At 61.3% G+C, this 20546-nt stretch carries 18 protein-coding genes; 11 read left to right on the top strand and 7 right to left on the bottom strand.

Annotated features, from left to right (window positions below; genetic code table 11):
- Window positions 1–22 precede the first annotated feature (22 nt).
- Together ACS4NR_RS11380 and ACS4NR_RS11375 are read right to left on the bottom strand one after the other, a co-directional pair.
- Window positions 23–1021 (bottom strand): NAD(P)H-quinone oxidoreductase, encoded by a 999-nt coding sequence (locus ACS4NR_RS11380; RefSeq protein ID WP_456020143.1) that lies wholly within the window; start codon window positions 1019–1021, stop codon window positions 23–25.
- Between the two features lie 61 nt (window positions 1022–1082).
- Window positions 1083–2273, bottom strand: coding sequence for a YbfB/YjiJ family MFS transporter (locus ACS4NR_RS11375; protein ID WP_456020142.1), 1191 nt, complete (start codon window positions 2271–2273; stop codon window positions 1083–1085).
- Window positions 2274–2382: 109 nt separating this feature from the next.
- On the opposite strand from ACS4NR_RS11375, the gene ACS4NR_RS11370 reads away from it, so the two are divergent.
- Together ACS4NR_RS11370 and ACS4NR_RS11365 are read left to right on the top strand one after the other, a co-directional pair.
- Window positions 2383–3258, top strand: coding sequence for a LysR family transcriptional regulator (locus ACS4NR_RS11370; protein ID WP_456020141.1), 876 nt, complete (start codon window positions 2383–2385; stop codon window positions 3256–3258).
- Between the two features lie 171 nt (window positions 3259–3429).
- Window positions 3430–3918 (top strand): hypothetical protein, encoded by a 489-nt coding sequence (locus ACS4NR_RS11365; protein ID WP_456020140.1) that lies wholly within the window; start codon window positions 3430–3432, stop codon window positions 3916–3918.
- 52 nt (window positions 3919–3970) lie between these two features.
- Here ACS4NR_RS11365 and ACS4NR_RS11360 read toward each other — a convergent pair whose 3' ends face one another.
- On the bottom strand, window positions 3971–4693 hold the full coding sequence (locus ACS4NR_RS11360; RefSeq protein WP_095136690.1) for a pirin family protein: 723 nt from the start codon (window positions 4691–4693) through the stop codon (window positions 3971–3973).
- 220 nt (window positions 4694–4913) lie between these two features.
- Between ACS4NR_RS11360 and ACS4NR_RS11355 the strand changes: the two genes are divergently transcribed.
- Entirely contained in the window at window positions 4914–5864 is a 951-nt protein-coding gene (locus tag ACS4NR_RS11355) for a GlxA family transcriptional regulator (protein ID WP_456020139.1), read from the top strand.
- Window positions 5865–5954: 90 nt separating this feature from the next.
- Entirely contained in the window at window positions 5955–7424 is a 1470-nt protein-coding gene (locus ACS4NR_RS11350) for an ATP-binding protein (RefSeq protein ID WP_456020138.1), read from the top strand.
- On the opposite strand, the gene ACS4NR_RS11345 is transcribed toward ACS4NR_RS11350, so the two are convergent.
- Window positions 7389–10196, bottom strand: a complete 2808-nt coding sequence (locus ACS4NR_RS11345) for an ATP-binding protein (protein WP_456020137.1) — start codon at window positions 10194–10196, stop codon at window positions 7389–7391. The genes ACS4NR_RS11350 and ACS4NR_RS11345 overlap by 36 nt on opposite strands.
- Before the next feature lie 355 nt (window positions 10197–10551).
- On the opposite strand from ACS4NR_RS11345, the gene ACS4NR_RS11340 reads away from it, so the two are divergent.
- Window positions 10552–11121, top strand: a complete 570-nt coding sequence (locus tag ACS4NR_RS11340) for a flavodoxin family protein (protein ID WP_456020136.1) — start codon at window positions 10552–10554, stop codon at window positions 11119–11121.
- A 34-nt stretch (window positions 11122–11155) separates the two neighbouring features.
- Here ACS4NR_RS11340 and ACS4NR_RS11335 read toward each other — a convergent pair whose 3' ends face one another.
- On the bottom strand, window positions 11156–11611 hold the full coding sequence (locus ACS4NR_RS11335) for a helix-turn-helix domain-containing protein (RefSeq protein ID WP_456020135.1): 456 nt from the start codon (window positions 11609–11611) through the stop codon (window positions 11156–11158).
- A gap of 307 nt (window positions 11612–11918) precedes the next feature.
- On the opposite strand from ACS4NR_RS11335, the gene ACS4NR_RS11330 reads away from it, so the two are divergent.
- The 5 genes from ACS4NR_RS11330 (at window position 11919) to ycaC (ending at window position 16653) form a co-directional block, all read left to right on the top strand.
- Complete coding sequence (locus ACS4NR_RS11330; RefSeq protein WP_456020134.1) at window positions 11919–12842, top strand: LysR substrate-binding domain-containing protein; 924 nt, start codon at window positions 11919–11921, stop codon at window positions 12840–12842.
- A 214-nt stretch (window positions 12843–13056) separates the two neighbouring features.
- On the top strand, window positions 13057–13473 hold the full coding sequence (locus tag ACS4NR_RS11325) for a DoxX family protein (RefSeq protein ID WP_456020133.1): 417 nt from the start codon (window positions 13057–13059) through the stop codon (window positions 13471–13473).
- Window positions 13466–14092, top strand: coding sequence for an antibiotic biosynthesis monooxygenase (locus ACS4NR_RS11320; protein WP_095136682.1), 627 nt, complete (start codon window positions 13466–13468; stop codon window positions 14090–14092). The genes ACS4NR_RS11325 and ACS4NR_RS11320 overlap by 8 nt, the downstream gene beginning before the upstream one ends.
- Window positions 14093–14122: 30 nt before the next feature.
- Window positions 14123–15961 (top strand): amidohydrolase, encoded by a 1839-nt coding sequence (locus ACS4NR_RS11315; RefSeq protein ID WP_095136681.1) that lies wholly within the window; start codon window positions 14123–14125, stop codon window positions 15959–15961.
- A gap of 68 nt (window positions 15962–16029) precedes the next feature.
- On the top strand, window positions 16030–16653 hold the full coding sequence (gene ycaC / locus ACS4NR_RS11310; protein ID WP_007961287.1) for an isochorismate family cysteine hydrolase YcaC: 624 nt from the start codon (window positions 16030–16032) through the stop codon (window positions 16651–16653).
- A gap of 199 nt (window positions 16654–16852) precedes the next feature.
- Here the strand turns inward: ycaC and ACS4NR_RS11305 are convergent, their stop codons facing one another.
- Entirely contained in the window at window positions 16853–18280 is a 1428-nt protein-coding gene (locus ACS4NR_RS11305; RefSeq protein ID WP_456020132.1) for a mechanosensitive ion channel domain-containing protein, read from the bottom strand.
- A 177-nt stretch (window positions 18281–18457) separates the two neighbouring features.
- Complete coding sequence (locus tag ACS4NR_RS11300) at window positions 18458–19474, bottom strand: alpha/beta hydrolase (RefSeq protein WP_456020131.1); 1017 nt, start codon at window positions 19472–19474, stop codon at window positions 18458–18460.
- A gap of 129 nt (window positions 19475–19603) precedes the next feature.
- On the opposite strand from ACS4NR_RS11300, the gene ACS4NR_RS11295 reads away from it, so the two are divergent.
- A complete protein-coding gene (locus tag ACS4NR_RS11295; protein ID WP_095136678.1) occupies window positions 19604–20491 on the top strand; it encodes a LysR family transcriptional regulator in 888 nt (295 codons plus the stop codon).
- Window positions 20492–20546 lie beyond the last annotated feature (55 nt).

Genomic DNA, 20546 nt, shown 5'->3' with positions numbered 1-20546 from the left:
AACGATTACAAAATGCTGCGGCTCAGCCCACGCGCAGAACGATTTTGCCGATGTGGTCGCCACCTTCCATGCGCGCATGTGCCTGGGCCGCATCGTTCAGCGAATAAACCTTGTCGATGATCGGCAGGCAGCGTCCGGCGGCCAGCGCCGGCCACACGTGTTCGCGCAGTTGCTCGGCAATTTCGGCCTTTTCCTCAGCGGTTCGCGCACGCAGCAATGAGCCAGTGATCACCGCACGCTTGGCCATGATCGCCAGCAGGTCGATGTCGTTGGCCTTGCCGCCACCGAGAAAGCCCAGCATCACCAGCCGGCCATCCATCGCCAGCGCGCTGACATTACCGTTGAGGTACGAAGCGCCCATGATGTCGAGAATCGCGTTAACGCCTTGGCCAGCAGTTTTTTCGGCGATGACCGTGGCGAAATCCTGCTCGCGATAATTGATCGGCTGCCCACCCAGTTTGCTGATCGCTGCGCATTTATCGGCGCTGCCGGCGGTGGCGAATGCTTCGATGCCGAATTCGCGGCACAGCATCAGTGCGGTGGTGCCGATGCCGCTGGTGCCGCCGTGGATCAGCACGCGCTGACCACGCTGTGCGTCGCCGAGGCCGAACAGGTTGGCCCACACGGTAAAGGAGGTTTCCGGGATAGCGGCGGCCTGCACCCAATCCAGTCCATCGGGGATCGGCAGGGTTTGTCCGGCCGGGACGTTGCAGTATTCGGCGTAACCGCCACCGTTGGTCAGCGCGCAGACCTTGTCCCCGACGGCAAACTGACTGACACCGGCACCCAGCGCCACCACTTCGCCGGCCACTTCCAGACCGGGGATCGGATTCATCCCCGGCTTCATTGGATACTTGCCGGCCCGTTGCAGGGCGTCGGGACGATTGATCCCTGCGGCATGCACGCGGATCAGTACTTCACCGGCTGCAGCGACGGGCAGGGGCACACGCTTGGCTTGCAAGACGTCCGGGCCACCAGGTTGAGTGATTTCGATCCGGGTCATTTCGTTGGGCAAAGTCATGTCGATTCCTGTTGCTTGAGGTTCTGAAGATGGGAGCGCGCCCCGCAGGCAATGATTCCCTTCAATTTTCACAGACACGTGGTTCAGTCGCTGAGGGCAGCCATTTCAGGGCGTGCTCCAACAGAATCGCCACGACAATCGCCCCTGCGGCGATCACGAAGAGCATTGCGTGCTGACCGCCCGTGGCATTGAACAGCGCCGAATAGGCAAATCCGGCCAGCGCCTGAAACGTGGCAAACGATACGGTGGCACGGCTCCAGGCGATTTGCTGGCGATGGTGATCCGGCACCAGTTCATGCACGCGGGCCAAGGCCAGAGGGACGATGCCGGGCGGGAATGAACCGACGATCACTGCCAGCACGGCCAACGCCATGAATGAGTGGGAAACCGCCAGCAGTCCCAGCGCAATCGCCTGCACCACCAATACCAGCCGGATGCCCATCCGCGCGCCAAGCCGATCCGCGAGAAAGCCGTAACTTACCGGGCCGACAATTGCGCCCAGGCCATACATCACCCAAACCAGGGCACCAATCTGCGCCCCGGCACCAAGCCCGCGAGCCACGTAATCCACCAGAAACACCATGGCCGGCACCAGACCTGCGGCCATGAATGCGTATTGGCCGAACAGCAAATAGACGGCGGAGGGCGTTGGCTCAACCGTCGCGCCTTCGTGAATGGCGGTCGGGTGCGGTAGATCAGCAGGCCAGCCAAACCAACTTATTGCGGTCAGCAACAACGACAATCCGCCCAGTCCCAACCAGGTGGCGTGCAGGCCCATATTCAACAAGGGCGGGACGATGGTTCCGGAGGCGGCGATGCCCAGGCCGATACCGAGAAAAATCGCACCGCTGGCCAGCCCTTTGCGGGATGCCGGCACGTGGGGCAGTACAGTCGCCGCCACCAGCACCATAATCGCGCCGCCGGTAATCCCCGACAGCAATCGCCAGCCAAAGAACCAGCTCACCGACAACGGAAATGCGCAAGCAAAAAACGCTGCGGTGACCAGCAGCATCATCAGTCGCAGGGCGTTTTTATTGCCCAGTTGCCGCGCGATCGGCCGGCCGAGCAGGGCGCCGATCAGATAGCCGACCAGATTGGCTGCGCCGAGGTAGACCACGTCGTTGGCAGAAAACCACTGCGCCTGAATCAGCGAGGGAATAAGCGGTGTGTAGGCAAAACGCGCCAGACCAATGCCGACCAGGCTGGCGCAGAGTCCCGAGAAAATCGGTAAGGCTGAGGTTGATGTACGCATGACAGCGATCCTGAGGAAGGTCTATGGCGCTCAGAATATCGGCTATCTTTGCTGCGGTAATGCAGCGATTTGGCTTTATAGTGATGCAAATTTGCATGGGGCGGGCAGCATGAACTGGGATGATGCGCGGGTATTTCTCGCGGTATGCAGGGAGTCGACATTACGCGGCGCAGCGCGGGTTCTGGGGGTGGATCAGGCGACCGTCGGGCGACGAATCACGGCGCTGGAAAAGTCCCTGAGCGCGACCTTGTTCCTGCGCACCTCCGACGGCTACGCACTGACCGCAGTCGGCGAAGCCGCGCTAAAAAGCGTGGAAAAAATGGAGCAGTCGGCGCTGGAACTTGAGCGGCAGATTCAGGGCCTGGATGATCGTCTGACCGGCAACGTACGTGTCAGCACCACCGACTCACTGGCCATCGACTTCCTGATCCCGGCCATGACCCGCCTGCACGCGCAGCATCCGGACGTGCGCGTTGAACTGGACGCCTCCACCCAGATCCTTAGCCTGGCCAAGCGCGAGGCGGACATCGCCGTGCGCAATACCCGGCCTGACAATCCCGATCTGATCGCGCGGCGGATTGCACGCTGGCCCGTGGGATTGTTCGCTTCACAGGCGTATATCGACGCCCATGGCATCCCGCCGCAGGGTACGGCGTTCGAAGGCCATGACCTGGTGGTCTACCAGCCGTATTTGCAGGCGCACAAAGACATGACGCTGGTTTGCGAACCGCTGCATCGCGGGCGGATTGTCGCCAGCCTGAGTTCCAGTCTGTTGGTACGCCGCTCGATTGCGGCTGGCCTGGGCGTAGGAGAAATTCCGCTGTACATGGGCGAGCGCGATGGCCTGGTCAGGCTTTGGCCTGAGCGCAATCGCCCGCAACCGTATGAGGTGTGGCTGGTGACCCACGCGGACTTGCGCCACACCGCACGGGTCAGGGCGGTGATTGAGCAGATTGTCGAGGCGTTTGCACTGGAGAATGAGTGACGGCTCAAAGCGTTTTGGACAAGCTACAGCGTCTGACGAAACGCCCTACATCCACAGCGGAATCTGCCGGCTTGTGGGCTTGGAGCGCCAGCCTTAAGGTTGATGCAACTCGCAGCGCCAGGAAATCGGTGCGCCAGTGAAGGTATCGGTAACCCAGGGAAGGGGATCGGATTGAAAGCCAGGGAATTCGAGCAATATCAAAGCTTCGACACATTGAGCAAAGGTCGTAACACACAAATCATGAACGCTATCAGCCGTGAAGAATTCAACGCCCGGATCGAGACCATCGAGGCAAGGATGGATGCTCGGGTAGAGCGAGTGCACGCCGATATTCGAGAGTTCCTTTGCTCCCAGGCAGAGCGAGACAAGGCGAACGAGCGCATTCATTTCGAGCGGGATAAACGCTACGACTCGGTGATTCAAGGCATCGCCATCGAGTCCAGAGAGGCACTCAAAAAGGCGGGTACCGTGAATGCCAACGTCTGGATGGCAACGGCTGTGCATCTGTTTGGTGTGGTCAGCATTGTCGTCGGTGGCTATTTCGCCAGTCAGGCCAACCTGTATGCAGCGATACAAACAACATTGGCGGTGGTTCAGGCGGGCAAAGATGTCGGTGCAGCGAAGCCTGCCGAGCAGCCATCATCGGTGTTGCCAAAATAAAAAACGGCCTTCAATTGAAGGCCGTTTTTGTTGGCATTTGGAAACCCATGCCTCATGGCATTTGCGGCAGCTCTTGCGGACGCAAGTCAAACACCAGCACTTCGGCATCCACGCCATTGCTCAGGGTCAACGCCTGTTCCTCGCGAACCCGCACGCCGTCACCTTCCTGCAGCAACTGGCCGTTGAGTTCAACACTGCCGCGAGCCACATGCACGTAGGCGTAACGGTTGGCGGACAGTTTCAGGGTGGCGCTTTCCTTGCCGTCGAACAACCCGGCGTAAACCCGCGCATCCTGGCGCACTGTCAGCGAACCATCGCTGCCGTCCGGCGAGATGATCAATTGCAGACGACCGCGTTTTTTCTGCGCACTGAAGTGCTCCTGCTGATAGCGCGGTTTGGCGCCGCTGATCTCCGGCACAATCCAGATTTGCAAAAAGTGCACGGGTTTGGTGGCCGAATGGTTGAACTCGCTGTGCGCCACGCCGCTGCCGGCGCTCATCAGTTGTACGTCGCCAGGGCGGATCACCGAGCCGGTGCCCAACGTGTCTTTATGTTCCAGCGCACCTTCGAGCACGTAGGAAAAGATCTCCATGTCGCGATGCGGGTGCTGGCCGAAACCTTTACCGGCGGCAACGCGGTCATCGTTGATCACCAGCAGGTCGGAAAAACCCTGTTCACGCGGGTCGCGGTAGCTGGCAAAGGAAAAGGTGTGGAACGACTTCAACCAGCCATGATTGGCGAGGCCACGATCGGAGGCTTTGCGAAGAGTCAGCATGATGAAATCTCCTTGGGGGACGTGAATTCGTCCGAGTGAGGAGAAGATTACTGTTTACTCTGCGGGGTAATAAGTAGATGGAAATTGAAATACTGTCCGTTTCTGGTTGACAGTTGTGTGCGCTCGATCACGTATTTTTTTCCGACGACTGTGCCGCAGTTGGCCATAATGCTCAGCCTGTCCTGTCCGTTTACCTTTGATTATCAGTGATGTGTATCCCATGAAAACCGTGGCAATGGTGTTGTTCCCCGACTTTCTGCTGCTCGACATGGCCGGGCCGCTGGAGGTGTTTTCGGTGGCCAATCGCTATCTGAAACCGGAGTTGCACTATCAACTGACCACGCTTGGCACCGAGCGCGGGCCGTTGCGTGCGTCCAACGGTGTGCTGGTACACACCGACCGGCATATCGAACAAGCCACTGAGCGCTACGACTTGCTGCTGGTGCCAGGAGGGCCGGGGGCCTACAACGAAAAACACCCGGGGTTGCTGGCTTGGCTGAAAGCGGCCGTACCCTGTGCCGAGCGGTATGGTTCTATCTGCACCGGCGCCTTCGTACTCGGCCACGCCGGGTTGCTCGATGGCTATCGGGTGACCACTCACTGGAATTACACCGAGCGCCTGATCAAGGCATTTCCAAAAGCGAGCGTCGCCACCGACCAGATTTTTATTGAGGATCGCAATCTGATCACCTCTGGCGGGGTCACGGCCGGCATCGACCTGGCGCTGGCGCTGGTGGCGCAGGATCACGGCAAGAAGTTGGCCCAGGACGTCGCCAAAGTGCTGCTGGTGGTGATGAAACGTCAAGGCGGACAGGCGCAGTTCAGCCCCTTGATGGCGGCGGTGGCGCCTCAGGAAACACCGATCACCCGAGTACAGAATTACGTCCTGGACCATCTCGACGAAGTGTTCAGTGTCGAGCGCATGGCAGGATTGGCCAACATGAGTGCACGGCACTTCGCGCGGACGTTTGTCCGCGACATCAATATGACGCCGATGGAGTTCCTGCAAAGTGCGCGTATCGACTGCGCACGAAATCTTTTGGAAACCACTGACCTGCCTTTGAAAACCGTGGCCTACAAGAGTGGTTTTGGCAGTGTTCGGCACATGCGTCTGTTGTTCGCGGAAAAACTTGGCCTTACCCCTGTGCAATACCGCGAACAGTTCAGCTAGAGCGGTTCTGTCCGTTGTGCGCACCCGGATGTCCGTGCTGCGCCCTGTGTGAAGGTTGTGCCGTCATCGCAGGCTGCCAAGATAGTTGGCATGAACAGCCTCAACGATTTGTACTCGGCGTCAGTCCTGTATTTCGGGCCTTATGCCTTTCATTTGCGCCAACGGCTGATCCTCGACGGGGATCGGCAACTGCGTATGGGCGGGCGTGCACTGGACATTCTGCAGGTGCTGGTCGAGCGCGCAGGCCGAGTGGTCGGAAAGGAAGAGTTGATTGCACGGGTCTGGCCCACTTCAGTGGTCGAAGAGATCAATCTTCGCGTCCACATTGCCGCCCTGCGCCGGGCGCTCGGTGACGGTGAGAACGGCCAACGCTATATCGTCAATGTCCCGCAATGTGGCTACAGCTTCGTTGCTCCCGTGCACGGCGACAATTTCGAGCACGTGGCCCTGGAAAATCTGCAAGCACCCCAACACAACCTGCCTGTGCGGCTGACGCCGGTGACCGGTCGCGATTCAGTGATGGGCTCGATGGTGCGGCAATTGCCACTGTGCCGATTGATGACCGTGACGGGGCCTGCGGGGGTTGGCAAAACCACGGTGGCGTTGCGTGCTGCAGAGTTGCTGTTACAGCATTTTCGCGACGGGGTCTGGCTGGTGGATCTGGCGGTAGTCAACGACGCCACGCCACTGCTCGATTATCTGTTGCACACCCTCGATACCGATCTCGTCACGCTGGCAGCGCGTCACAGCTTGCTGGTGCTGGATAACTGCGAGCATCTGCGTGAAGCCTGCAAGGCTCTGGTTGAACGTTTACTGGAGGCCGCGCCACGGTTGTCGATTCTCGCGACCAGTCGCGAAGCATTGCAGGCCAGTCAGGAGACCGTTCAGACCTTGCCGCCTCTGGCCATTCCCAAATCCTCAGCGCTGGGCAGTGTCGAAGAGACCATGAGCTATTCGGCCGTGCAATTGTTTGTCAGTTGTGCCCGAGCCCGGCAGCAGGGTTTTACCCTGCGCGAACAGGATCTCAATGCTGTGCGCGACATCTGTCGGCGGCTGGATGGACTGCCACTGGCGATTGAACTGGCGGCGGCGCACATTGATGCGCTGGCGATGGTCGGCTTGCAGTCACAACTCGACAATTGTTTACAGCTGCTCAGCCATGGTCGGCGTACTGCCGTGCCACGCCATCAAACCCTGAAAGCCGCGCTGGACTGGAGCTATCAACGGCTGAATGAGCAGGAGCAGCGGGTGCTGCAACGCCTGTCGGTTTTCAAAACGGCGTTTGCCATTGATGCGGCGATGGGCGTCATCAGCTGCGCGCAATTACCCCCGTCGACGTTGGCCCTGATGATTGATCGGTTGGCGCAGAAGTCTTTGCTGGCGGTGGAGCGGGGCAGTGCCGGATTGCGCTATCGCATGCTCAACACCACCCGTCGTTACGCCCGCGAACAACTTGAACGCAGCGGTGAATCCAACGAGTACGAGCGTCGGCATGCGCGCTTCGTCAGCCGCAGTCGTTGGGTCTCAGGCACGCAGCTGGCGGCCCAACTCGTCGAGTAACCAGCGCACCTTGCGCAAGTCCGGGGTGGTGTAGCCCTCAGTGAAGCGTTGATAGATCGGGCTCAATAACTCCAGTGCTTCGCGGTAGCGGTTCTGCCGTTGCCACAACTGCGCCAGCGAAGTGGCGCTGCGCAGTTCCCAGGCCAGGGCGCCCTGGGTTTGCGCGATCGACAGTGCCTGGAGCAAGACCTTTTCGGCCTGCCCGGTGTCGCTGTCGGGGCAAGCCGAATCTTCAATCAACATCCGATCGGCCCGAGCCCGCAGAATCTCCGCCGTGCTCCAGCCTGCCGCTCCGCTGCGTGCCCGCTCTAGCAACGCGTCATCAACAAAACTGCTGTCCAGGGTGACCATGATCTCCCTGATCAGGCCGCTGTCTTCGGTCGCTATCGGCACGGCAGCATCGGCGTCGAGGACCTGCGCGTACTGGCATGCCCAGCGATAGAACAGCAATACGGAGTGCTTCTGCGCCTGTTCCAGCAACTGCTGCAGCAAAGCACGGGCGTTTTGCTGATCACCGTTGTAATGAGCAATCAGGCAACTGGCCAGCGCCAGGGTGTAGCAGATCGAGGTGCCGTGGTTGATCTGCACGGCGATGTCCAGTGCCTGCCTGGCCGTACGCCAGGCCTGTTCAGGGAAACCTTGCAGCCACAACACCCGGGCAAGCACCGTCAGCGAGGCGACGCTCTGGTCGTACTGCACGCCGAAGCCATGAGTGAAGCGGTTGGGGTTGCCGTTTTGTGCCATGCGCTGAATCACTTGCTCGGCATGCAGGCGTGCCTGCTGCTGGTCGCCGGCGTAATGCAGCGCCAACACCCGCAGGCGATGTGTACTCAGCGACAGCTGCGGGTCGCCGTGCAGGCCGAGTCGATCGAACTGCTCGCTCTGTTCCAGCGCCGACCGATAGTGGCCACAGCTGAGGTTGACCGCCATGTGCCCGGACACTGCACGCAGTTGGCCGGCCACGTCGTCGTACTCTTGCGCCAGCGCATGGGCATCGACGAACGCCGCGATGGTTTCCGGGGTGCCACCCCAAGTGTGGTAGCAGGCGCTGCCGAGCGCCAGCTTCAGCGCGATCTTCACCCGAGGGCAAGGTTCGGCAGCGTTTTCCAACAGGGCCAGCGCCCGACGCACGTAACCGCCGTATTCCTTGAGCAGCGACAACTCTTGCCACAGGGGCGCCGAGGTCGCGGCCAGATAAATCCCCACATCGTTGGGGCCTGCACCGTTCAGGCTCCAGTCGAGCGCCGCACGCAGGTCTTCCAGACCGCGTGCGTAGCGCTCGATCCACAGTGCGGTTGAGGTGGTTTCCCAATCGGTCTGCCCCTGATACATCAGCGCCAGGCAGCGTTCAGCGTGGCGTTCGCGGGTTTCGGCGAGTTCGGCGCCTTGCTCGAGTTTTTCCAGGGCATAGCGGCGCGTGGTGTCGAGCAAACGATAGAACACCTCTTCGTCACCGACTTCGACGTTGAGCAACGACTTGGCGACCAGTTGTGTGATCGAACCGAACACCTCGCCGGGCTGAATGTGCTGTCCACCGATCACCGCAGCGGCGGACTCCAGCGTGAAGCCACCCCGAAACACACCGAGTCGACGCAGGCAGGTCTGTTCGCAATCGGTGAGCAGGTTGAAGCTCCAGTCCAGCGTGGCACGCAGCGTCTGATGGCGCTCCACGCTGCTCTGATTGCCGGCCGCCAATACCGGCAGACGCCCTTGCAGCTGGCTGAGCAAACCCTGCAGGCCGAGTTCTCCGACCTGCGCCGCCGCCAGCTCCAGCGCCAGTGGAATGCCGTCCAGACGCCGACAGATTTCAATTGCGTCGGGCAGCTCGGAGTCACTCAATTCGAAGCCCTCGTGCGCGGCCAGGGCGCGTTCGGCAAACAGTTGCAGTGCCGAAAAACTCAACGCCTGCGCACGATCAAGCACGGCAATCGGTGGTGGGTAATCAAGCGACTCAAGGCGTTGCACATACTCGCCTTCGGCACGCAGGCTCTCGCGGCTGGTGGCCAGAATGTGAACCTGCGGTGCACCGCGCAAAATGTTCTCGCTGAGCAGTGCCATGGCGTCGATCAGGTGTTCGCAATTGTCGATCACCAGCAGCATCTGGCGCTCGCGCAGCGCATTGACGAGGTGGGTCAGCGGATCGTTGTCATGCAGCACCACATCCAGCAGGGCCGCCAGGTGCGAGCAGATCATTCGCGCGTCGTTGATCGGCGACAGATCCAGCAGCCGGATACCGTCCCGATAGTGGCCGATCATCTGTTCGGCAACGCGCAGGGCCACGGTGGTTTTGCCGATGCCACCGGGGCCGACCAGTGTGATGCAGCGCTGGCGCGGCAACTGTCTGATCAGGCTGTCGACCAGCGGCTGGCGGCCGATCATTCGCGTGCGGCGCAGTGGCAGGTTATGCCGGGTGCCGGTTTCGGCGCAGGTGTGCTGTTCGATCGATTGCAGCCTGATCGGTGCGACAAAACTGTAGCCGCGCTGCGCCACCGTGACGATGTATCGCTGCCCGCCCTGACCGTCGCCCAGGGCTTTGCGCAAAGCCGCCATGTGCACCCGCAGATTGATGTCTTCGACGATGCTGTCCGGCCACACGCCGGCAATTAGTTGCTGTTTGCTCACGACATCGCCGGCATGCGCCAGCAGGATCAGCAGAATGTCCATGGCACGTCGGCCCAGGCGTAACGGCTGCTCGCCCTCAAGCAGCAGCCGTTTGCCGGGTTGAATCCGATAGGGGCCGAAACCGAGGGCCTGATTCGGGGGAAGACTCAACAGCTCACTCCTGCGAAATTTTTATAATCCTGCCCACGGCGTGTGAAGCCTCCGTGAAGGGCAGCGCGGATCAGCGTCAGCGGCACGCAAGCCTTCTAATCCACAGTTTTGCCGACATATTCCGCAGGTTCTGGCGTCAGTGCAACGTGCAGATTGCCGGCAATGCTCGAAAGTGATGCAGCGATCGGCTTTTTTGCCCGCTGCAATGTTCAGACCAGCGCTTTGTCTCGCGGACAATTAACAACGATTAACTCGTCTGTGTCCGCTTCAAGCCCAAAAATCCGCTGAATCGAGCCTGCCCTCAGGCCAGGACCTGACGGCTGCAATGGAGTGCACGCGTGCGGAGGACGGCGCAATGAGCAACGTGGTGGTGGTCTATCACAGCGGCTATGGCCACACACGGGTCATGGCAGAAGCCGTGGCGCAGGGCGTCGAACGGCACTTGGGCAGTACCTGTCGGTTGGTGGCGGTAGAAGAAGTTGAGTTCTATTGGGATGAGTTGCACCGCGCCGACGCGATCATTTTCGGTGCGCCGACTTACATGGGCAGCGCGTCGGCGGGCTTCAAGCATTTCATGGAGGCCAGCGCGGCGTTCTATCTGGCAAAACCGTGGCGCAACAAGGTTGCGGCCGGGTTCACCAATTCCGGAAGCCTGTGCGGCGACAAGCTCAATACATTGCTGCAAATGGCGGTGTTCGCCGCGCAGCATTCGATGATCTGGGTGGGTCTCGACCTGCTCCCGGCGCGCTCGGCGGCGGGCTGCTTCGATGGACAGTTGAATCGTCTGGGCAGCGCGCTCGGGGCCATGTCCCAATCCAATGTCGAACAGCCCCCCGAGCAGGCGCCGCCGCTCGAAGACCGGCGCACGGCGGCACATCTGGGCGAGCGGGTGGCGCAAGTGGCGCAGCGGTTGAGGCAGAAGTGAAGCACGGGGAAATGCGCGTAGCCTGCGACAGCGTCTAGACCGCCAGGCGTATGTCGACAGGCGCGGCCGACGCTGGCGGCTTTTCGGCCTTCATGCCCGGCACCTCACGACACCGCCAGGCGAAAGGGCTGATCCCTTCGCTGCGGGTGAAGATATGGCAGAAATGTGCCTGATCACAGAAGCCACACTCCAGGCTGATCTGCGTCAGGCTCAAGTGGGTGAGGCGGATCAACTGCTTGGCGCGAGCGATGCGCTGGGTGCGGATCCAGTCCTGTGGCGAGAGTCCGGTACTGCATTTGAACGCCCGGGAAAAATGACTGCGTGACAATGAACAGGCCTCTGCCAGTTCGGTGACTTCCAGGCTTTCACCCAGGCGTTCGAGGATCAATTGTTTAGCCCGTCGTTCGCGTTGCGGACTGAGGCCGCCGATGCGCGGTGTGCGGGATTCGCTGAAGGGGGCGAGGGCGACTGTTTGTTGTAAGTGAGCCATGGCCAATGTCCGTGTCGGGGGGCAACGCACGCTCGGCACGTTTCCCTCTGGTCAAAAAAACAATGTTTCGCAGAGGGTTTCATTGTTGGACGGGGCCGGAAGACTGACGAGTTAAACGTTGTTAATTGCGCCGCAAAACGTTGAACTCAGCACATCACTGCAAGTCGCTGCCCTCGACAAACACTTCCAATGGGTGCCGGTGAAATACGGCCCATACAAACGCGCGGCCAACGTACCGTTGATCGAGTAAAGTACGGCGTTATCGCACCTGACTGAACACGACTTCTCAAGCAAGGAACACGAGCCCATGAACCGTAACGATCTGCGTCGCGTCGACATGAACCTGCTGGTAATTTTCGAAGCGCTGATGTTCGAAAAGAACCTGACCCGCGTCGCCGAAAAACTGTTCATGGGCCAACCGGCAGTCAGTGCCGCGCTGGGGCGTTTGCGCGACCTGTTCGATGATCCGTTGCTGCTGCGCAACGGCCGCAGCATGGAGCCGACGGCGCGTGCGCTGGCGATTCTGCAGGAGCTGCAACCGGCGATGGATGTGATCTCCGGCGCAGTCAGCCGGGCCAAGGAGTTCGACCCGGCCAGCAGCTGCGACGTGTTCCGTATCGGCCTGTCGGACGACGCCGAGTTCGGGCTGTTTCCGCCGCTGCTGCGACAGCTTCAGCAGGAAGCACCGGGGATTGTCGTGGTGGTGCGCCGTGCCAATTATCTGTTGATGCCGGCGCTGCTGGCGTCCGGGGAAATCTCGGTCGGCGTCAGTTACACCACCGATCTGCCGGCCAACGCCAAGCGCAAGAAACTGCGCGACATTCCCTGCAAAGTGCTACGCGGCGATGATCGCCCGGGGCCGCTGACGCTGGACGAATACTGCGAGCGCCCGCACGCAATGGTGTCGTTCTCCGGTGACCTGAGCGGCAACATCGACCTGGACCTGGCCAAGGTTGGCCGGCGTCGGCGCGTGGTGCTCGGCGTGCCGCAGTTCAGCGGTTTGCGTGCGTTGCTCGCCGGCACCGAAATGATTGCCACCGTGCCTGACTATGCCGCGTGTGCGCTGGTCGAAGGCTGCGCCTTGCGCGTTGAAGATCCACCGTTCCCGATCGATGCCGCACAGCTGTCGATGGCCTGGAGCGGGGTGCACGACAACGACCCGGCCGAGCGCTGGCTGCGCTCGCGGATCAGTCAGTTCATGGCGGCGCCGCTGGATATCCCGCATTCCTGACGCGCCAAATTTCCCTGTGGGAGCGGGCTTGCTCGCGAAAGCGGTGTGTCATTCAACAATGATGCTGGCTGACCGGACGCCACTGTCGGATCGCCGCCCGCACCAGGCTCGCTCGCACAGGAATCCGACTCGCCTGAAAGAGAGCACATCCATTCAATTTTCCCTCGCCCGTACCGAGCATGATTCAACCCGATAAGGATTAAAGGGTAGGGTCATGAGCGCATCACAACGCGATGAACAGGCACAGGATATCGGTCTGCTGTTTCTGCGGGTCAGCGGCGGATTGTTTTTGCTGTGGGTGCACGGTTTGCCCAAACTGCTGGACTTCAACGTGCAATTGCAGCAGATCGAAGACCCGTTCCACCTCGGCGCGCACCTCACACTCTGCCTGGCGATTTTCGCTGAAGTCCTCTGCCCGCTACTGATCGTCGCCGGGGTGCTGGCGCGATTGGCCTGCTTGCCTATTCTTTTTGTTCTGCTGGTGGCGCTGCTGGTCGTGCACCCGCAATGGAGTGTGGCCGAGGGGCAGTTCGGCTGGTTGCTGTTGATCCTGTTCGCCACTGTGTTTATCGCCGGGCCGGGACGCCTGGCGCTCAATGTTCGTCTGCCCGGAGTGCTGCGTTATGCCTGAAGCCCTGAGTCCAAAAGCACCGGGGGTCGGTGAAACCGTGACCCTGATCGTCAAGCACCGGGTCAAGGCCGGGTTTGAACAGCCTTACGAAGCGTGGTTGCGCAACATTGTCCGGGTCGCCGGGCAGCGCGACGGTCACCTCGGGGTCGATGTGGTGCGCGGCAAGTTGGCCGGCCTCGACACGTACACCTGCGTCCTGCGCTTTTCCTCCACCGAGGCCATGCAACTGTGGCTGGAGTCGCCGCAGCGTCAGGCGCTGGTGGATGAAGCAGCGCCGATGCTCGCCGATGGCGACCAGACTGAAGTCGCACCGGTCAACGAATTCTGGTTTGCGCCGCTGGCCGATGCCGCCAAGCCGCCGCCGCGCTGGAAGCAAGCGGTGATCACCCTGCTGGTGATTCTGCCGCACACGCTGCTGGTGCCGCTGATCTGGGGGCCGCTGCTCAAGCTGCATCCGCTGCTTTCCAACTACGTGGTCGCCACGTTCCTGATCACCCTGACCATCGTCCTGTCGGTGGTGTACGTGTTCATGCCCCGCGTGACCCGGTTGTTCGCGCCGTGGCTGGAAGCCGGTCAGGCCCATGCTCACGTCGAGCCCGCGAAACAGCCGTCACGCTGACACCCATTCATCTACTCGAAAGGAACTGCGATGAACGCCGATCTGATTCTGTTCAATGGCCAATTTCATACCGTAGACCGCAGCAAGCCGCTGGCCAGTGCGGTGGCGATCAAGGACGGCCGCTTTGTCGTCGTTGGTAACGACACTCAGGCCATGGCCCTGCGTGGTTCGGCCACGCAAGTGATCGACATGCACGGGCGCTGCGTGATCCCCGGTCTCAACGACTCGCACTTGCACCTGATCCGTGGCGGTCTCAACTACAACCTCGAACTGCGTTGGGAAGGCGTACCGTCGCTGGCCGATGCATTGCGCATGCTCAAGGAGCAGGCCGACCGCACGCCGACTCCGCAATGGGTGCGCGTGGTTGGTGGCTGGAACGAATTCCAGTTCGCCGAAAAACGCATGCCGACCCTCGAAGAACTCAACCAGGCCGCACCAGACACTCCGGTGTTCGTCCTGCACCTGTACGACCGCGCGCTGCTCAACCGCGCCGCACTGCGCGTCGCCGGTTACACCCGCGACACGCCGAACCCGCCGGGCGGCGAGATCGTGCGCGATGCCAATGGCAATCCGACCGGGATGCTGGTGGCAAAACCCAACGCGATGATTCTGTACTCGACGCTGGCCAAGGGGCCGAAGCTGCCGCTGGAATATCAGGTCAACTCGACCCGGCAGTTCATGCGCGAACTCAATCGCCTCGGCCTCACCAGCGCGATCGATGCCGGCGGTGGTTTCCAGAACTATCCCGACGACTATCAGGTGATCGAGCAACTGGCCAAGGATGACCAGTTGACCGTGCGCATCGCCTACAACCTGTTCACCCAGAAGCCGAAAGAAGAACTGACCGATTTCCAGAACTGGACCGGCAGCGTCAAGTTGCACCAGGGCGACGATTACCTGCGGCACAACGGCGCCGGCGAGATGCTGGTGTTCTCCGCCGCCGATTTCGAAGACTTCCTCGAACCGCGCCCGGACCTGCCGCAGACCATGGAGCAGGAGCTGGAGCCGGTGGTGCGCCATTTGGTCGAGCAGCGCTGGCCGTTCCGCTTGCACGCTACGTACAACGAGTCGATCAGCCGCATGCTCGACGTGTTCGAGAAGGTCAATCGCGACATTCCGTTCAATGGCTTGCCGTGGTTCTTCGACCACGCCGAAACCATCACACCGCAGAACATCGAGCGGGTGAGGGCGCTGGGCGGCGGCATCGCGATTCAGGATCGCATGGCGTTCCAGGGCGAATACTTCGTTGACCGTTATGGCGCGAAAGCCGCCGAAGCCACGCCGCCGATCAAACGCATGCTCGCCGAAGGCGTACCGGTCGGTGCCGGCACCGATGCCACGCGGGTTTCCAGCTATAACCCGTGGACATCGCTGTACTGGATGGTCAGCGGTCGCACCGTCGGCGGTCTGGCCTTGTACGAAGAAGGTTTGCCGCGCACCACCGCGCTGGAACTGTTCACCCACGGCAGCGCCTGGTTCTCTTCCGAGCAGGGCAAGAAGGGCCAGATCAAGGTCGGGCAACTGGCGGATCTGGCGGCGCTGAGCGCGGACTTCTTCCACGTCGAGGAAGAAGCGATCAAGTGGATCGAGTCGGTGCTGACCGTGGTTGGCGGCAAGATCGTTTACGCCGCGGGCGATTTCGAAGACCTCGGCCCACGCTCGATCCCTGTGCTGCCGGACTGGTCGCCGGTGGTCAAGGTGCCGGGCCACTGGCGTCCGAACTCGCCTTTGCAGGCGCAAGTGCACCAGTGCGTCGGTGCCTGCGCAGTGCACTCGCACAGCCATGAAAAAGCCCGACTGTCGAACGCACCGGTCAGCGACTTTGCCGGTTTCTGGGGCGCGTTCGGTTGTTCCTGTTTCGCTTTCTGATCACTACAAAAAAGCGCCGGCTAACCGGTCGGCGCCTCACGCAACAACCATCCACCGAGGAGTTTCCCATGAGCGTTCCCTACAAGCGTCTGAACAAAGATGATGCGGTCGTGCTGCTGGTCGACCACCAGACCGGTCTGATCTCGCTGGTACAGGATTTCACCCCCAACGAGTTCAAGAACAATGTGCTGGCGCTGGGCGACATCGCCAAGTTCTTCAAGCTGCCGACCATCCTCACCACCAGTTTCGATGCCGGCCCGAACGGCCCGATCGTGCCTGAGTTGCGCGAGCAATTCCCCGATGCACCGTTCATTCAGCGCCCTGGCCAGATCAATGCCTGGGACAACGAAGATTTCGTCAAGGCGATCAAGGCCACCGGCCGCAAGCAACTGATCATCGCCGGTGTGGTGACGGACGTTTGCGTAGCATTCCCGACCCTGTCGGCCATTGCTGAAGGCTTCGAAGTGTTTGTGGTCACCGATTCTTCCGGCACCTTCAACACCACCGTGCAACAAGCGGCGTGGGCGCGCATGTCGGCTGCCGGCGCGCACCTGCTGAACTGGTTCTCGGTGGCGTGCGAGCTGCAAGGCGACTGGCGCAACGACATGGAAGGCCTGGCGCATCTGCTGTCCGAACGCCTGCCGAACTACCGCAATCTGATCAACAGCTACACCAAGTTCACTGCCAAGTAATTGCTTGAACTGAAAGTGCCCGCTTGATTGCGGGCATTTTCATGTGCAGTAAAAAGTGGCGCAATCCACCACCTCCTGTGGCGAGGGAGCTTGCTCCCGCTGGGCTGCGCAGCAGTCCCCGAAATCTTGTGAGCGCTGCGCACTCAAGCGGGAGCAAGCTCCCTCGCCACAAGGTTTGGCGTTCACCTGTTTGACAGGGCTAGCGCTTTTGCAGCCACCCGAGAAAACCACCCTTGCGCACCGCTACCGGTTTGGCCATCAACGCCAGCCGGCTGTTCTGCTGTCGCACCGCCTGCAATTTGTTCAACGCCTGGCCGACTTCGCTGCGCTGCTCCATGCACTGGCGGGTCAGGTTTTTGTCGAGGCGGTAGATGATGCTCGACGTCAGCGCGGTGAACGTGGCCTGCGACGGGGTATCGGCGAGGATACTCTGTTCGCCCATGACCTCGCTCGGCCCCATGCGTCCGGCTTCGGTCTGGCCGCTGCCATCGGGCACGGTCGCACTGACCACGCCAGTGGCGATGACAAACAGACTGTCTGGCACTTCATCCAGACCCAACACCACCTGACCGGCCGCGTACTGCTGCGCGACCATCGATTCGGCGAGGCGATCACGTTCCTCATGGCTCAACGAGCGAAAAACTTTCACTTCATCAAGCAGTGCCCGGGCGCGGGTCGAGGGTTCGATCACGCCATCGGGATGGCGGGAAATTCCTGCGGCTTCAAGATGCCGGTGGGCGAGGTCGAACAGTTGATTGCGCACTTCGCCTTTCTTGCTCAGTTCACTGATGAAACCGCTGGCGACGTACTCCGACATCTCCTCGCCGGCCTCTTTCAACACGGCTTTGGGCGGCGGATTGAGCAGCAGACTGCTGCTGCCCTGCAGCGTGCGGTCGAGGGCGTCGAGTACCCGTCGTGGGCGAATGTGATTCGGCACCTTGATGCTGATCGAGACGCCGTGCAGGTTGGTCGGGCGACTGAGATTGACGATCTTCGCCTTGGCCGCCACCGAGTTCGGCACCACGGCCAGGGTGCCAGTGCTGGTCAGCAGATGCGTTGCGCGCCAGTCGATGTCGATGACTTTGCCTTCGACGCCGTCGATCACCACGAAATCGTCGACTTGATACGGCTTGGTGGTGTTGAGCACGATCCCCGAGAACACGTCGCTCAAGGTGCTTTGCAGCGCCAGACCGACGACGATCGCCACCACCCCGGAAGTCGCCAGCAAGCCTTTGACCGGCAGCTCCAGCACGTAGCCGGCGGCCGCGACGATCGCCGCCAGAAACACCAGCGCGCCGATCACATCCTGCAACAGCCGACCGCTGTGGCCGATGCGCCGCATCAGCGCCAGACCGATCACTTCGGTCAGCACCCGCGCGGCGTACAGCCACCAGACAATTCCCAGTGCCGTCGCGCCCAGTTGCATCACCCGGTCATCGGCGAACAGCGGCGCCTGCAACGGGCTGATCTCGGCGTTGATGATCAATGCGCTGAACGCCAGAAACAGCGCCAGGCGAATACCGACTCTCGGTGCGCGGTGCCTGAACGGCGCGAGGTGCCAGAGCAGCGCGTCGAGCAGCAGCAGGGCGGCGCTCCAGAACAGTGGGTGGGTGAGGAGGATGGACATGATGTGCTCCACGATGATGAGCGCTGTTGTGGCGAGGGAGCTTGCTCCCGCTTGAGTGCGCAGCGCTCACCCAATTTTGGGGCCGCTGCGCAGCCCAGCGGGAGCAAGCTCCCTCGCCACAGAATGTGGTCAGGCGAAATACTCGCCACACCGTCAGGTGTGGCGAGTGAGGGGACCTCAGTTCAGATGCGTCTTCAGCTCAGCCGCGGCCTGGCGCACAGCCGCCTTCACTTCGGGAATCTGACTCAGCGGATTGAGCAAACCAAAGTCATGAATCATCCCGTTGTAGCGCACCGAGGTCACCGGCACACCGGCCGCATCCAGATGCCGCGCGTAGCCTTCGCCTTCATCACGCAACACGTCGAATTCGGCGGTCTGCACCAGCGCGGCGGGCAGGCCCTTGAGCTGTTCAGCGCTGGCGTTGAGCGGCGAGGCGTGGATCTGTGCGCGCTCGGCCGGGTTGGTGGTGTAGTTGTCCCAGAACCATTGCATCATGCCCTTGGTGAGGAAATGTCCCTCGGCAAACTGCTGGTACGAGCCGTCGTCGAACTGCGCGTTGGTCACCGGCCACATCAGCAGCTGGAAGCGCAGGGCCGGGGTTTGCTGCTCCTTGGCCATCAGCGCCACGACCGCCGCCATGTTGCCGCCGACGCTGTTGCCGGCCACCGCCAGACGCTTGCCGTCGACCCCGATCTGCTTGCCGTTTTCCGCGACCCATTGGGTCGCGGCGTAGGCCTGATTGATCGCCGTCGGGTACTGCGCTTCCGGCGACGGCGTGTAATCGACGTACACCGCGACCGCTCCAGAGCCGACCACCAGATCGCGAATCAGGCGCTGGTGGGTCGGGTAATCGCCCAACACCCAGCCGCCACCGTGGAAGAACATGAACACCGGCAATTCGCCTTTGACCTTGGCCGGCCGCACCACTTTGAGGTTGATCGTCTGGCCATCGACCTTGATTGCCTTGTCACTGACTTCAACTCCGGACAGATCAACCTTCACCGAGGCCTGAGCGCCGGTCAGCACTGCACGCGCATCCTTCGGGCTCAGTTGCTCCAGCGGTTTGCCACCGCCCGCGGCGAGGGCTTCGAGGAAGGCCTGGGTCTGGTGTTCGACACCCGGGCTGCCGGCGGCGAACGCGTTGCCGATGGACAGGGCGAGGAGGGAGGCGGTCAGGGTCTTTTTGATGTTCATGCTCAATTCCATTTTCGAAAGTTATTGGTGTTGTGTCGGGCTGTTTTCAAACCGTGAACACAGATTAATGAGCTGTCGAAAAGTGAAAAAGCGGCTATAAAGCGTTTGACTGTCTACCAGAGAGTGACAATGAACCCGTTCGAAGACATGCGTATTTTTTGCCAGGTCATGGACTCCGGCAGTTTCACTGCTGCGGCCGATCAGTTGGGCCTGTCCAAGCAGTTCGTCAGCCGCCGTTTGATGCAGCTCGAAGAGCGCCTCGGTGTGCGGCTGTTGAACCGTTCCACCCGACGCCTCGACGTCACGCCACTGGGCCAGAGCTACTACGAATCGGCGCTGCGTCTGCTGGGCGAAGTGGAACAGGTCGAGCAGGGCATCGCGGGGCAGACTGCCGAGCCGCGCGGGACCATTCGCGTCAGTGCACCGCTGTCATTTGCCGTGGCGCATCTGGGCTGTCTGCTGCCGCTGTTCCTGCAGCGCTATCGCGATGTCACCGTGGAGGTGGATTTGAGCGACCGCCCGGTGGACCTGCTCGGCGAAGGTTATGACTTGGCGCTGCGCATTGGTGTGCTGGAAGACTCAACACTGATCGCCCGGCGCATCGCCGCCATCGAACGGGTGTACTGCGCCAGCCCGGCGTATTTGGCCGAACGTGGCACACCGCTCAATCCCGAAGACCTGCACAGCCACGACTGTTTGCCGTACGGCCACGGTCGTTCGGTGCAGTGGCGCTTCAACGCAGGTCAGGGCAAGCCGCTGCTGGTCAACGTCACCGGACGCATGCGGGTGAACAACGGCGAGTTGCTGCGCGATGCGGCGGTGCAGGGGATGGGGATTACCTATCTGCCGACGTTCATCGTTGGCGCGGCGCTGAAGGACGGGCGACTGCTGCCAGTGCTCGACGACTACCGCCCCGAACCACTGACCCTGTCGGCGGTGTACCCGCAGCACCGCCAGGCTTCGCGCCCGGTGCAGGCACTGGTGGAATTCCTGCGCGAACGCCTGAATCAGATGTGACCACGCCAAAAGTGTGGGAGCGGGCTTGCTCGCGAAGAGGTCGTGTCAGTCGATA

It is taken from the genome of Pseudomonas sp. JQ36, from assembly GCF_053851495.1.
Note: the sequence above shows the minus strand (reverse complement) of the source record. Positions and strands in the feature narration are given on the sequence as shown.

Coding starts and splice junctions, on each gene's coding strand:
- ACS4NR_RS11380 (WP_456020143.1), bottom strand. CDS start 1,021: ATGACTTTGCCCAACGAAATGACCCGGATCGAAATCACTCAACCTGGT.
- ACS4NR_RS11375 (WP_456020142.1), bottom strand. CDS start 2,273: ATGCGTACATCAACCTCAGCCTTACCGATTTTCTCGGGACTCTGCGCC.
- ACS4NR_RS11370 (WP_456020141.1), top strand. CDS start 2,383: ATGAACTGGGATGATGCGCGGGTATTTCTCGCGGTATGCAGGGAGTCG.
- ACS4NR_RS11360 (WP_095136690.1), bottom strand. CDS start 4,693: ATGCTGACTCTTCGCAAAGCCTCCGATCGTGGCCTCGCCAATCATGGC.
- ACS4NR_RS11355 (WP_456020139.1), top strand. CDS start 4,914: ATGAAAACCGTGGCAATGGTGTTGTTCCCCGACTTTCTGCTGCTCGAC.
- ACS4NR_RS11350 (WP_456020138.1), top strand. CDS start 5,955: ATGAACAGCCTCAACGATTTGTACTCGGCGTCAGTCCTGTATTTCGGG.
- ACS4NR_RS11340 (WP_456020136.1), top strand. CDS start 10,552: ATGAGCAACGTGGTGGTGGTCTATCACAGCGGCTATGGCCACACACGG.
- ACS4NR_RS11335 (WP_456020135.1), bottom strand. CDS start 11,611: ATGGCTCACTTACAACAAACAGTCGCCCTCGCCCCCTTCAGCGAATCC.
- ACS4NR_RS11330 (WP_456020134.1), top strand. CDS start 11,919: ATGAACCGTAACGATCTGCGTCGCGTCGACATGAACCTGCTGGTAATT.
- ACS4NR_RS11325 (WP_456020133.1), top strand. CDS start 13,057: ATGAGCGCATCACAACGCGATGAACAGGCACAGGATATCGGTCTGCTG.
- ACS4NR_RS11320 (WP_095136682.1), top strand. CDS start 13,466: ATGCCTGAAGCCCTGAGTCCAAAAGCACCGGGGGTCGGTGAAACCGTG.
- ACS4NR_RS11315 (WP_095136681.1), top strand. CDS start 14,123: ATGAACGCCGATCTGATTCTGTTCAATGGCCAATTTCATACCGTAGAC.
- ycaC (WP_007961287.1), top strand. CDS start 16,030: ATGAGCGTTCCCTACAAGCGTCTGAACAAAGATGATGCGGTCGTGCTG.
- ACS4NR_RS11305 (WP_456020132.1), bottom strand. CDS start 18,280: ATGTCCATCCTCCTCACCCACCCACTGTTCTGGAGCGCCGCCCTGCTG.
- ACS4NR_RS11300 (WP_456020131.1), bottom strand. CDS start 19,474: ATGAACATCAAAAAGACCCTGACCGCCTCCCTCCTCGCCCTGTCCATC.
- ACS4NR_RS11295 (WP_095136678.1), top strand. CDS start 19,604: ATGAACCCGTTCGAAGACATGCGTATTTTTTGCCAGGTCATGGACTCC.